We start from the raw sequence: 13,257 nt of genomic DNA, 5'->3' as shown, positions 1-13,257 counted from the left end.
GGAGCACCCGGCCCGGCCGGGACCGGTCAGGCCGCCCCGGCCGAGTCCCGGTCAGGCCGCCTGCCGCACCGCCGCGGGGTCCGCCAACGCGTCCGTGAGCACCGCGAGTCCGGCGCGCAGCTCGGCCGGGTCGCGTCCGACCGTCACCCGCAGATGTCCCGGCCGGTCGAAGACCTCGCCGGGGATCACCAGCACGCCGCCGCGCAGCGCCGCCCGGGCGACCGCGAGGCTGTCGGTGCCCGCGGCGAGGCGCAGCCAGGCGAACGGCAGCTCCTCGCCCGAGCCGAGGACCTCCACCGTGCCGCGCTCGGCGGCCCAGGCCCGCAGGACCGCGCGCCCCGCGCCGCAGAGCGTTGCGGCGCGGCGGCGGAAGGCGGCGTCGTCGGCCAGCACGGCGAGCGCGAGCCGTTCGCACAGCACCGAGTTGGCGATCGTCGACAGATGCTTCCGGCGCGTGCACCGTGCGATCAGCTCCGGCCGCGCCACGCACCAGCCGATCCGCAGCCCCGGCAGTCCGTGCAGCTTGGACAGGCCGCTGACGACCGCCACGGACTCGTTGAGCCCGGCCACGGACCGCTCGCCGTCGATGACGTACTCCTCGTCGACGATGAGCAGCGCGTCGTAGGAACCGGCGATCTCGGACAGTGCCTCCAGCAGGGCGGGCGAGGCGGACCAGCCCGTCGGGTTGTCCGGGGAGGCGACGACGATCGCGCCGGTGCGCCAGGTGGCGGCCTTGGCGACCGCCGCGAGCAGCGCCTCCTCGTCCTCGGCGAGCGGTACGGTGACGACCTTCATGCCCTCCTCGGCGGGCAGCGCGCTGTGCTGGCTCCACCCGGATCCCACCACGATCGCCTCGCTGCGCGGCGGCCGGTCCAGGGCGCGGATCAGCAGCGAGAAGGCTTCCTGCGCGCCGTGCGCGACCAGGACGGACTCCGGCCCCGCCCGGGCGTGGCGCGCGGCGATGGCGGCGCGGAGTTCGGGCAGGCCCGCCTCGTGGCCGTAGCCGAGCGGCAGCCGCGCCAGTTCGCGGAGCGCGTCGGGCCCCAGCAGGTCGGCGGCGGACAGCGGTGTGACGTTGCTGTCGCCCAGGTCGATGGTGTACCTGCCGAAGCTCTCGGTGAAGATCCACTCCTGCATGGAGAGCGTCATGGGTCCACCGTCCGCTGGACGAGGGCGAGGTCCTTGCGGACGCCATCGAGGTTCGCCACGCCCGGGCAGAGTCCCACCCGGGTGAACCCCGCCTTCCGAAACAGCCGGACGCTCGCCTCGTTGTCGGCGAACATGCTGGTCACGACGGTGTCGATGCCCAGCTCGCGGGCGTGGCCCAGGAAGTGGCGCAGCAGCCGCCCGCCGACGCCCCGGCCCTGGTGTTCCGCGCCGACGTACAGGCCGCAGTCGGCGGTCGTCCGGTAGCCCGGGCGGTCGTTCCAGAAGTCCGACACCGAGAGATAGCCCGCCACCGTGCCGTCGGCGACGGCCGCGTAGACGGGCCGGGTGGTGACGTCCCTCCCGTCGAACCATGCCTCGACGGCGGTCAGCGGCAGCGGCTCCAGATCGCAGGTGCTGATCCGTCCGGCGACCGCCTGGTTGTAGATCTCCCGCAGGCGCGGCGCGTCCGCCCGGACGGCGTGCCTGACGGTGATGGTGGCCGTGGTCACCGCGCTCCTTCCTTCGCGTCGCCGGTGGCGTACGCACGGTCGATGGCCCCCGCGAAGACCCGGTGGGCGCTGCCGCGCTGCCAGACGACGGCGCCGTCCCGCAGGAGGACGGTCACCTCCCCGCCGGCCATCCGTACGGTGACGGGGGCGCGGACGAGGCCGCGGGCGAGCGCCGCGGTCGCCGCGGCGCAGGCGCTCGCACCGGAGGCGAGGGTCCGCCCGGCGCCGCGCTCCCAGACCTCGATGGCGAGCGCGTCCGGTGCGATGCCGGTGACGAACTGGACGTTGGTGCCGTGCCGGAAGAGCGGATGCGTCGCGATCTCGTGGCCGAGCCGGTGCACGGCGTCCGGGGGCAGGTCGGAGAAGACGACGGTGTGCGGGTTGCCGAGGGAGAGCGTGGTGACGTCGAGGTCGCCGGCGGAGGTCGGCAAGCGGTGGCGTCCGCCGGGGACGGCGGGGTCGGTCAGCCCGATGTCGTCCGGGCGGTGGGACGCCGTGCCCATCTCCACGGAGAGGGAGGCGTCGTCGTGGAACTCGACGGCGGAGGTTCCCGCCCGGCAGTGGACGGGGAAGCGGTCGCGGGCGGTCACGCCGGTGTCGCGCAGCCACTGGGCGAAGATCCGCAGCCCGTTGCCGCTGCGTTCGCAGGCGGAGCCGTCGGAGTTGTAGATCCGCACCGGATACGGGCCGTCCGGCGGTGCGGGGCGCCGTTGCAGGATGCCGTCGGCGCCGATGCCGAAGCGCCGGTCGCACAGCAGCCGGACCGCGTCCGGGGTGAGCGGGCCGCCCCAGGTCTCCTCGTCGAGAACGAGATAGTCGTTTCCGCCCGCGGTGTATTTCTGGAAGTCGATCCGGGTGTCAGCCGCGGTCATTGGCCGCTCCGATTTCCTTGTCCGCCGCGGTCGTTGGCCGGCTCCGGTTTCCGTGTCCGTCGCGGTCACGGCCGGCTCCGGTTTCCTCCGGCGCGGCGGACGCGGGCGAGAAAACCCGGGCGATCGTCCGATGCTCTCTCATGTCGCGTCCGCCCCGCCGTCCGGCGCCTCGGTATCCAGCGCTTCGTTGTCGTGGGCGTCGCCGTACCAGCGTTCGTCCCACCGCGAATAGGCGATGATGAGAATGTCGCGGTGGCCGCCCTCCGGGGTCAGCGGCTCGATGTCGGTGACGTCGTGGAATACCGCGCGGTCGTCGAGGAGTACGGTCTGGCCGGGCTCCAGGGTGCGTTCCCAGAGCGGTTCCCCGCTGTCCTTGTCCGCCCAGACCCTGGTGTGTCCGCCGGAGACGTTGTGCCGCCGGAAGACGCTGATGGAGACGTATTCGTGGCCGTCCTTGTGCCGGCCTTCCGGGGTGAGCTGGCCGTGGCGGGTCACTTCTGCGACGGAACGGTTCTGGTGCACATTGATCTGCCACGGCGTGGACGGATCGAGACCGATCTCCCCGGCGAGCCGCTTCACCAGACCGGTGAAATCCGCGACCAGCGGGGAATATAGCCGCCGGAATCCGCCGCCGACGGGGTTGAATTTCTTCGGCGTCACATAGGCGCGGGCCGGGAGCAGTTCGGTCTCCCAGCCGTCGCCCCCGCGGAAGATCTTGTACTGCGAGAACCGCTTGTAGCGGGTGCCGTTGCCCATGTACGGGTCGTGCGGGCAGTCCTCGTACGACGCGAGCTGTTCGTCCGTGGCGAGGACCCCGTCGAGCAGGGCGAGTCCGTCCTCCGTCAGCTGCTGGTTCACTTCTCTCCCCGCTCCGTGCCGTCGGTCAGCCGGGTCAGGATCCTGTCGAGGTACCGCTGCGAGGAGTTCAGCCGCGCCAGGGCGCCGCGGTAGACCTCGCCCGCCACCGCCGGGGAGGCGTCGACGAGCGGGGTGATGACGTTCTTGAAGAAACCCGAGGCGTGGCGGGCGTCGACGCCGACGTGCTCCCGGTGGTACTCGTGGCCCTTGGCGGACAGGCCGTTGCGCTCCCAGGCCTCCAGCAGCTGTGAGCAGCGCCGCGGGAAGAGGAATTCGGTGACCGCGAAACTGCCGATCGCCCGGTGGATGAGCGGCCGGCGCAGCGCGAAGAGTGCCGAGAGGTTGCCGCACACCGTCGCCTCCACGATCTGGTGGGAGGCGATGTATTCGGGCGTCGCGCCGACCTCGTCCAGGGCGTCCTGGAACATCACGGTGTGCACCCGCGGAAAGGCGCCGTTGCCCATCTCGTCCCAGTAGTTGGCGGCGAGTTCGAGTTTCGGGCCGACCGGCATACCGATCTGCATCAGCGCGATGAAGTCGTCGAAGCGGGGGTCGAGCGCGGATTCCTGTGCGAGGTAGAACGCGATGTCGGCGACCGACGCCTGCTCCGGCAGATAGGTGAGGTAGAACGGATGCCGGTTGGCGGGGTGTTCCCGCACCACCTTTTTGAGGCGGCGGACGAATTCCTGGCCGCCGTCCTCGGCGCCCTCGAACCCTTCCAGGTCGATGAAGCGGTCCTCGTGGGCGAGCATCCGCTCCTCGATGCGCAGCGCCTCGTCCAGATCGTCGCCCAGACCTTTGAACCCGGTGTGTTCCTGCGGTATTTCGAAGGACTTCGCATGCAGCGCGGCGAGCCTGTTCTGCACCGTTTCCAGTGCCGTGCGGTCCCCGTCGTCGTAGGCGCGGTCGAGGAGTGCGGTGAGGAATTCCTCCGCGCCACCGGACGGGGCGGCGTGCTCTTTTTCCTGACTGTACGTAACCAAGACGTTCTCCCACCTTGCGGTCGGCATCGCATCGCGACGCTTTTGCCAGAGAATTGGTCGTGCAGCGGCGTACCGGATCCGTCAGTGAGGGCGACGGCAGAATCTCCGGTACGGGAGGCGGGGCCGGAATTATTTTTCCGGCCGCTCGTTCAGCAAGAAAATTCGACCATGAAGCGGCCGGGCAAAGCAAGGCACAAATCTTATTTCCCGCACGCCCCTGCGGCAGGGAAATGCGGGCAGGCGTGAGCGCCGCGCCTGCCCGGGGAAGGGCCGCGCGACCGCCGGCGTCCGTCAGGCGGAGGCTTCGCCGGGGCGTGCGGAAAAGCGGGACAGCGAGAGGAAGGCGGCGACCGCGGAGAGGGCGATGGCGAAGATCATGACGGACAGCGCCCGTGCGTCACCGGGAAAGAATCCGACCGCCAGGGAGGCGACGCTGCCACCGATCATCTGCAGGGCGCCGAGCAGGCCGGAGGCCGAGGCGGCTTTGGACGGGAATTGCGTGACACCGCCCGCGTACGACATCGGCAGCAGAAATCCGTTCGCCGTCGCCACCACGCCCATGAGGACGAGCAGCGGCCAGGGACTGCGGACCTGCGCGAGACCCGCGACGAGCAGCAGCAATGCAGCGGTCGAGAACAGGAGATAGCCGATACCGAGCACCTGGGAAATGCTGCGCCGGGCCGAGAGGCGGCGCGAACAGAGATTTCCGAGGACATAGGTGAAGGAGACGCTGATGTAACAGTATCCGGTCGCGGTGGTGGACAGCCCCATGCGCTGAAAGATCACCGGCGAGGCCACCAGATATCCGAAATAGGCCGAGTAACCCGCCGCCAGCGACACCGCGTACAGCCAGAACCGGGACTGCCGCAGCAGATACGGGTAATTGCCGACGGTGCCGCGCAGTCCGCTCCCGCCGCCGCGCCGGGACAGCGTCTCCGGCACGGCGAGCGCCACCGCGGCCACCGTGACCCCGCCGATGACCGCGGTCAGGACGAAGGGCGCGCGCCAGGAGAACCAGGTGGTCAGATAGGAGCCGATCAGCGGGGACACGGCGGGCGAGACACCGACGATCGGCATGATGGTGGCGAAGGTACGGGTCGCCGTCCGCTTGTCGAAGAGGTCGCCCACCATGGCCCGCCCGACGACGAGTCCGGTGCCCGCGCCGAGCGCCTGGAGCAGCCGGCCCACCGCGAACGCCGTGATGCCGGGCGCGGTCGCGCAGAGCACGGAGGCGACCGCGAAAAGGGAGAATCCGGCGAGCACGAGCGGGCGTCGGCCATAGGCGTCGGACACCGGCCCGTAGAGCGCCTGGGCCACCACCAGCCCGGCCATGTAGATGCTGAAGGTGCGCTGTACGGAGGACTCCCCCACCCCGAAATCCGCGGCGATGCGCGGCACCGCGGGCAGATTGATGTCGGAGGCCATCAGCCCGCAGACGGCAAGCGAGACCAAAATGGCCAGCAGAAGCGGGGAGAGCGTGGTCGGGGTGCGGTCGGATAAGGCAGCGATCTCCCCGCCCGCGGGCGGGTTTTCACTCTTCCTGCTGGCCATTTCCCTCTTCATCCTGGCTCGATGCACGGACAACGGGGCACGGAACGGAAACGCGGCCCCGAACAGGCCCGCTCCCGCGGCTCAGTTGTCGCGACATCGCTCCGGGAACGGCCCGGCGGAGCGGAATCCGGCGGAACGTGCGCCGGCGGAACGACCGGCAATGGCGCCATGAGCGAAGCGCGTGTCCACGAACTCACCCCCGTCGTATTCGACCGTTACGGCCGGATCGGCCGGCCAGCATATGCAGGTGGGGTAAGCGTAATTGCCGAACGGCGCGCCATGTCAACCGCCGGGCCCGCCATATGGGACGAAGCGGCCGCGCCCCGTCACATTTCATTTCGCCGTCACATTCGGCGGGCACCCCATGACGGGAATTCGGGCCGCCCGCGCCCCTTCCGGTCTTCCCCGGCATACGCCGCCGCATGGCCTACCCGGTGCATACGCCGTGAGTCCTTTCCACCCTTTCGCCGATGACGACCAGACGGGCTGAGAGCGCAGCGGAGCAGCGAGCAGGCCGGCGGTACGCGGGTCGTCACCGGTCAGGGCGGCGGTTGCCAGGGGCCGCCGCCTTGACCGGCTGCGCCGTCAGGCAGGACGCGCGTGCTCACACCGCGTCAATGCCCACCGGGCGGTGTGGGTTCACATGTGCTCCCCGAAGCGTTTCCAGCCGGTCCGGGTGCCGTCCCATGCGTACCCGTTGACCCACGAGCGTCCGTCGGTGCCGACGATGGAGACGTAGAACTCGATGTTCTTGTGGTCACCGTCGAGCATGACCACATTGCCCCAGAATTCCCCGCCCAGGGAGGACCAGTCGCTCCAGTCGGTGGTGGCGGTCTTGGAGCGGACGTAGGCGGCGTGGTCGGTGCCGACCGCGAACTCCCGCTGGATTCCGGCCTTCGAGGTGATGAGGCCTACGCCGTATTCGCAGATGATGGTGCCGGTACCGCGGTTGCAGTGGCTGAGGGCCTGTGCCGGGGTGGCGGCGAGGGCCGTGCCGGCGATGATCGTGGCGGCGATGACCGCAGCCCTGATTTTCTTCATTGCGGATCTTTCTGTGCTTGCGGATGCTGTGCCCGCTCGGCCCGGACGGGAGCACGCAACGGGCCGAGCGACAGCACCTACCTTGTGGCAAGCGGCTGACGTTTCGCCTGCATCCTTCTGACGTTCCGCTGCTGTCCTGTCGGTGGCCGGTGCGCAGCCGTCCGGCGGTGGGGAACAGCGGGCACCGGGATGCGGGCCGGAGCGCCGACGGGCCGTCGCGGTGCCGGGCCCCGCGTCCTCACAACTCCGCGTCGAGCGGCAGCCGGTGGACGCCCGGCAGGTACTCGTCCAGCTCGCCCGGGGTGAAGCGGGCCATGCCGACGACGTGCCAGAACTCGCCGGTGACCTCGCCCTCGTACTTGTAGCCGCCCTCCGGGGTCAGCGCCGCCCAGCCGCCGGGGACGCCGATGAGCGTGGCGTGCGGGGTGGGCGGCCCGTCCGGCGCGGGGACGTTCCACAGGCGGACCGTGCCGTCCTCGCCGCCGCTGGCCAGACGCGTGCCGTCGGGGCTGAAGGCGAGGGAGAAGATCCGCCCGGTGTGGCCGGTGAGGCGGGCGGTGCGGGTGCCGGTGCGGGCGTCCCAGAGGCAGATGACGCGGTCGTCGCCGGCGGTGGCGAGCAGCGGCAGCCGGGGGTGGGCGACGGCCGCCCAGAGACGGCCGTGGTGCCCGGTCAGGACGTGGCGGGGGGCGCCGTCGCGCCAGATGAGGGCGGTGCCGTCCCAGGAGGCGCTGGCCAGCCAGTCGCCGTCGGAGCCGAAGGTGACGGCGTAGACCCGGTCGGCGTGGCCGTCGAGTTCGGCGGTCAGCCGGCCGCTCTCCTGTTCCCAGAGGCGGACCCGCCCGTCGTCGCAGCCGGTGGCCAGCTCCGCGCCGTCGCCGCGGAAGGCGATCGACCGCACCCGGCCCCGGTGGTCGGCGAGGGTGGCGATGTGGGCGCCGGTGGCGCGCCACCACAGGCGGACGGAGTCGTCGTCGTTGGCGGTGGCGAGCAGGGTGCCGTCGGCGCTGAACGCCTCGGCCCACGTGTGGTCGGTCTCCACGTCGATCTCGCGCAGATACTCGCCGGTCATGGCGTTCCAGAGATAGACGTCGCCGTCGTTGCTGGCGGTGCCCAGGATCGGCCCGGCGGGGCTGAAGACGCCGGAGATCAGGCGGTCGCCGCGGCCGGTGAGTTCGGCGGTGCGGCGGCCGGTGCGGGCGTCCCAGAGGCGGACTATGCCGTCGTTTCCGCTGGTGGCGAGGCGGGCGCCGTCGGCGCTGAAGGCGACGGTGTTGACCCGGCGGCCGTGGCCGCGCAGGATCCGCTGGCCCTGACCGGTGTCGGCGTCCCAGATCTGCGCGCCGCCGTCGTTGCCGACGGTCACCAGCTGGCTGCCCTGCGGGCGGAAGCGGCAGGCCCAGGCGGAGCCGCGGTGCTCGACGGGCTGCTGCCGCAGCAGGCTGATGGCGCGGTGGCCGCCGCTCAGCGCGACCCGCCACAGCCGGACGGTGCCGTCGCTGTCGCAGGCGGCGAGGAGCCGTCCGCCGTTGCCGAACATCACCTGGTAGACGGCGCCGGTGCAGCGCTCCAGCGCGCCCGCGGGAGCGCCGACGACCGGGTCCCAGAGCCGGACCTGACCGTCGGTGTCGCCGCTGACGAGGAGGTTGCCCTCGGGGTGGAAATCGAGGGTGTAGACGCGGCCGGTGTGGCCGGTGAAGGTGTGCAGCAGCCGGCGTTCGGCCAGATCCCAGACGCGGACGGTGCCGCGGCCCTCGGCGCCGTGGTCACCGGTGGCGAGGAGGGAGCCGTCGGGGCTGAACCGGGCCCGGAAGACGGCGTGTTCATGGCCGTCGAGGGTGCCGGTGCACTCTCCCGTACGCGTGTCCCAGATACGGAGGTTGGCGGCGGCGTCGCCGGTGACCAGGGTGCGGGCGTCGGCGCTGAAGACCGCGGTGTAGACGGGGGCGGCGTGGCCGGGCAGCTGCTGGAGCGGCTCGCCGGTGGCGGTGTCCCAGAGGGTGACCAGACCGTCGGCGTCGCCGGTGGCGAGCAGGGTGCCGGCGTCGTCGAGGGAGACCGGCCAGACGCCGCCCGGGTGGATGTCCAGGCGGTGCAGCTGACGCCCGGAGACCGGGTCCCACAGGCGGACGGTGCCGTCGGCGCCGCCGGTCGCCAGCACCCGGGAGCGGAACTTCACCGCGTACACCCGGCCCTCGTGGCCGTGCAGGGTGCGCAGCGCCCGGCCGGTGTCGGCGGCGCAGACCAGCACCCCGCCGTCCTCGCTGCCCACCGCGAGGAGTTCGCCCTCGGGGCTGTACGAGAGCGGCTCGGGCAGGCGGCTGGTGCGCATGTCGAAGCCGTACGGGACGCCGACGGCGGCGGGACGGAAGCCGACCTCGACGGGCATGCCGGGGGCGAGGGAGGCGGTGCGCAGTTCGGGGGCGGCGCGGACCTGCGGGTCGATCAGCGGGTCGATGAGGGCGGCGCGGTGCCAGCGGCTGCGGGCCAAGGCGGCGCCGCGCAGGTCGGCGCGGGTCAGCCGGGCGCCGCGCAGATCGGCGCCGGTGACGTCGGCGCCGGAGAGGTCGGCGTGGTCGAGGCGGGCGCCGTTGAGGCGGGCGTCGCGCAGCACGGCGCCGGAGAGGTTGGCGCCGATGAGGCGGGTGTCGGTGAGGTCGGCGCCGGTGAGGTCGACGCCGGAGAAGTCGCGTCCGGAGAGGTCCTCGCCGGAGAGGCGGGCGGCGCGCAGATCGGCGCCGGCGGGGACGCGGAGCCGGTCGATGACGCGGACGGCGTTGGCGCGCGCCGCGTCGCTGACGCCGGGTCCGGGGGCGTTGAGGACGGTGCGGACCCAGGCGGTGGACAGGTCGTGGTCGGCGAGGTCGCAGAAGAACTCGACGGCCAGGGCGCTCAGCGGGCGGGCGGCGAGCAGGGTGCTGTCGCCGTCGGCGAGGCGCTCGGCGGCCTCGCGGGCGATGAGCCATTCGACGACGGAGCCGTGGATGAACTGGAAGAGGCCGTCGTCGGTGCGGATCAGCAGCGATCCGGCGCCGACCGCCTGGGCGCTCTCCTGGGTGGTGAGGGTGGTGCCGGCGAGCCCCGCGAGGGCGGTGGCGACGGTGTCGGTCAGCTCGTCGAGGTGGAGCGCGCTGCGGCCGGTCTCCCACAGGCGGCGGGCGAGGGCGGTGACCGCGGCCCAGAGGTGGTCGAGGGTGAGGCCGGGGGCGGCGCCGGGACCGCCCTGGCCGCGGCGCTCCTCGTGGGCGAGCCAGGCGCTGAAGACGTCCTCGTAGAGGCGGGCCGGGCTCAGGGCGCGGCCGGCGCCCGCGACGGCGTGCAGCTGGTCGGGGTCGAGGTCGGCGACGAAGCTCAGCAGCCGGGGGTTGGCGCACAGGGCGAGCAGGTCGGGGATGTTGCCGAGGAGTTCGAAGCGGCGGGCGGCGGTCTCCTCGTCGCCGTAGCGGCCCACCAGGTAGGCGCGGATCTGCTCGGGGACGAAGCCCTCGACGGCGAGGATGCGGCGCTGCGAGAGCAGTCCGACGCGTTCGCCGAGCGCGGTGAGGACCTGGTCCTGGGACTTGAAGTGCTGGGTGCGGCTGCTGACGACGATCTTGGCGTTGTCGACGGCGGCGTTGAGCAGCACCTGGAGGTGGTCGGCGGCGCGGTCGTAGCTGACGCGGTTGACGAGTTCGTCGAAGCCGTCGAAGAGGAGGACGACGCGGCCCTGGCCGAGCATGTAGCGCAGGGCGCGCAGGTCGATGGTGTCGACGTCGTGGCCGGCGAGGTGGGCGGCGACGAGCCCTTCGAGGCTGTGGGCGCGGTCGAGGGTGTGCAGCGGGATGAGGATCGGGGTGAGGTGCGGGAGGCGTTCGGGGATGCGGCGGGCCAGCTCGCGCAGGGCGAAGGTCTTGCCGTGGCCGAAGTCGCCGAGGAGCAGCAGGAAGCGGCCGTGGTCGGTCTCCAGCAGCCGGAGCATCTCCTCGACGAGGTGGTCGCGGTCGTCGGCGTCGGGGCGCTCGGCGTCGCGGTAGCGCTGCGGGAGGTAGAGGTCGGGGGCGTAGCGGTCGTCGCTGCCGAGCCGGGCGGTCTGGGCGGTGACGTAGGAGCGCAGGTCCAGCAGGCCCTGGAATTCGAGGAAGCTGCGGACGCGGACGCCGCGGCGCCCGGCGCGTTCGCGCAGCGACGGCTCGGGCGGCGGCCCGTCGTGGACCAGCTCGGCGTCGGAGCCGGTGCCGGCGGCGTGCGCCTGGGCGAGGAAGCGGTCGAGTTCGGCGTCGGTGGGGGTGCCGGGGTGGACGGCGATGCGCTGCTGGCGGACGACGCCCTCGTCGCTCCAGGTGACCATGATCTGGGTGAGGTCGTCGGCGGTGGCGCGGGGGACGTCGCGCAGGCGGACGCCTTCCTGGCGGGCGCGGCAGACCTCCTTGACGCGTTCGGCGAGGGAGTCGGCGGGCTCGGCGACGGCGCGGTGGTCGGCGGGCGGTGCGGCGACGGCCTGCCCGCCCGGCCCGGTGGGCTCACCGGCCGGGGCGAAGAGGCGCCCGGCGCCCCGCCAGCTGACCGGGAAGACGGTGGGTTCGGTGCCGCCCGCGCCCGTCCAGCGGGTGGCGCCGTCGGCGGTGACGTGCAGCAGCTCGAACCCGGCGGGCGCGGCCGAACCGTACAGCGGCAGCGCGCCGTTCTGGAGCGGGAGGTGGTCGTGGGAGGGCTCGCCGCCGGTGGTGCGCGGGCCGCCGCTGGGGCCGTGCAGGACGAAGTGGAGGCGGGGCGCGGCGAGCCGGGTGAAGGTGTCGACGTCGCGGAGGGTGCCGGGGCCGCCGGGGGCGTCCTGGGGGCGGCGGCGGCCGGTGAGCGGGTGGCGGAGCGCGCCGATCCGCAGCCAGCCCTCCTCCTCGTAGCCGCGCAGCGCCTCGGCGAACCAGGTGGCCTGGTCGCGGCCGAGGAAGCCGTACTGGTCCTCGGGGCGGTGGCTGGAGGCGATGGAGGAGTTGAACCCGGCGACGACGGTGTGGAGTTCGGGAACGGGGAAGAGGGTCCAGGGCTGATCGCTGTCGAAGACCGTGTCCAGCCCCTCGTAGAGGCCGCGGAAGAGGCGGGTGTAGTGGCGCCACTTGGGCCAGTACGGGGGCTGCGGCGGGATCTCGTCCGCCTCGCAGGTGTGGAAGTAGCCGCGGCAGGCGGCCTGGCTGACGTCCTGGTTGCCGGGGATGACGACGACGCGCTGCGGCGGCAGGTCGAGCTGGGAGCGCAGCCCGGTGAGGAAGCTGAGGGCCTGGTCGCACTCGCGGGGGCTGCCGGAGGCGGTGAGGTCGCCGGTGACGACGAGGAGGTCGGGCGAGGGGGCGCCGGCGTCCTTCAGCTCGACGAGGTCGCCGCGGATCTCCCGGCGCAGCGCGTCCGGTTCGCGGCCGCGGCCGAAGTCGGGGCCCGCCAGGTGCAGCACCGTGAGCGCGCCCTGCTCGCGGGCCGGTCCGGGGGCCTGCGGGTACTGCGGGGCGCGGGCCGGGCGGCGGCGGCCGGACCAGCCGGTGCGGCCGAGCGGGCGCTGCCGGTCGTCGGCGGCGGGCGTGGGCAGCTGGAAGGAGCCGGTGGCGGAGAGGGAGCCGGGGTAGCCGGGGCTGTGGCCGGGGCGGGCGTGGCCCTCGACGGCCTGGCCGACGCGGGTGAGCAGCATGCTCCGGGCGGTCGCCGGGTCGGTGACGCCGACGAGGTCGACGTAGGTGATGGTGGCGAGCAGTCCCTCGATGGGGATGTCCTCGACGCGGACGGTGAGCAGTTTGCGCTCGGGCTGCTCCGGTTCGGCGCGGAGGGCGGCCTGCCACTCCATCCGGCCGTAGGTGGAGCGGCCGTAGTGGCCGGAGAGGACGGCGATGACGGCGACGGATTCGCTGACGCCGCGGTCCATGAAGTCGATGAAGTTGGTCCCGGCGACGAAGTCCCACGCCTGGATGACGGTGCGGTAACCGGCCTCCTCCAGCGTCCACGCGATCCAGGACGCCCATTGCTCGTCGGCGGGCGAATAGCTGATGAAGAAGTCCAAGTCGCGCGTCCGGCCGAGCAGTTCCCCGTCTGTCACCATGGCCCCATCGTAGGAGGCCGGGGGTGGCGGGGCAGGCGGTTCGGCGGGATCACGCGGGCGGCCGGCGGGCCGTGGGTGGGGCCGGGGTGCGGTGGGCGGGCGCGGGGCGGGCCGCCGTCCGGGCGCCGCCGGGCTCCGGCGTACGGGGCGGGGCGGCGGGCGCCGGAGCCTTCCGCCGGGGTTCCTTGATCCGCCCCTCTCCCCCGTCCGGTCCGGCCGTGTGTGCGACGCTG

8 protein-coding genes are annotated in these 13,257 nt (G+C 72.8%); all 8 read right to left on the bottom strand.

Annotation, left to right across the window (positions count from 1 at the left end; translation table 11 throughout):
• Positions 1-51 precede the first annotated feature (51 nt).
• Positions 52-1,149 (bottom strand): pyridoxal phosphate-dependent aminotransferase, encoded by a 1,098-nt coding sequence (locus tag ABT345_RS17535; protein ID WP_345076989.1) that lies wholly within the window; start codon positions 1,147-1,149, stop codon positions 52-54.
• Entirely contained in the window at positions 1,146-1,658 is a 513-nt protein-coding gene (locus ABT345_RS17530; protein WP_345076992.1) for a GNAT family N-acetyltransferase, read from the bottom strand. The genes ABT345_RS17535 and ABT345_RS17530 overlap by 4 nt, the downstream gene beginning before the upstream one ends.
• Positions 1,655-2,530, bottom strand: a complete 876-nt coding sequence (gene dapF, locus ABT345_RS17525) for a diaminopimelate epimerase (RefSeq protein WP_345076995.1) — start codon at positions 2,528-2,530, stop codon at positions 1,655-1,657. The genes ABT345_RS17530 and dapF overlap by 4 nt, the downstream gene beginning before the upstream one ends.
• 138 nt (positions 2,531-2,668) lie before the next feature.
• Complete coding sequence (locus ABT345_RS17520) at positions 2,669-3,388, bottom strand: 2OG-Fe dioxygenase family protein (RefSeq protein WP_345076998.1); 720 nt, start codon at positions 3,386-3,388, stop codon at positions 2,669-2,671.
• A complete protein-coding gene (locus tag ABT345_RS17515) occupies positions 3,385-4,371 on the bottom strand; it encodes an iron-containing redox enzyme family protein (RefSeq protein WP_345077001.1) in 987 nt (328 codons plus the stop codon). The genes ABT345_RS17520 and ABT345_RS17515 overlap by 4 nt, the downstream gene beginning before the upstream one ends.
• A gap of 291 nt (positions 4,372-4,662) precedes the next feature.
• On the bottom strand, positions 4,663-5,922 hold the full coding sequence (locus ABT345_RS17510; RefSeq protein ID WP_345077004.1) for a multidrug effflux MFS transporter: 1,260 nt from the start codon (positions 5,920-5,922) through the stop codon (positions 4,663-4,665).
• Between the two features lie 639 nt (positions 5,923-6,561).
• Positions 6,562-6,963: a PLL family lectin gene (locus ABT345_RS17505; RefSeq protein WP_345077007.1), complete on the bottom strand. Its 402-nt coding sequence runs from the start codon at positions 6,961-6,963 to the stop codon at positions 6,562-6,564.
• A 238-nt stretch (positions 6,964-7,201) separates the two neighbouring features.
• Positions 7,202-13,024, bottom strand: a complete 5,823-nt coding sequence (locus ABT345_RS17500) for a WD40 domain-containing protein (protein ID WP_345077010.1) — start codon at positions 13,022-13,024, stop codon at positions 7,202-7,204.
• Between the last annotated feature and the right edge of the window lie 233 nt (positions 13,025-13,257).

This window comes from Streptomyces sp. NPDC000404 (assembly GCF_040300365.1).
Taxonomy (GTDB): Bacteria; Actinomycetota; Actinomycetes; order Streptomycetales; family Streptomycetaceae; genus Streptomyces; species Streptomyces ramulosus.
Note: the sequence above shows the minus strand (reverse complement) of the source record. Positions and strands in the feature narration are given on the sequence as shown.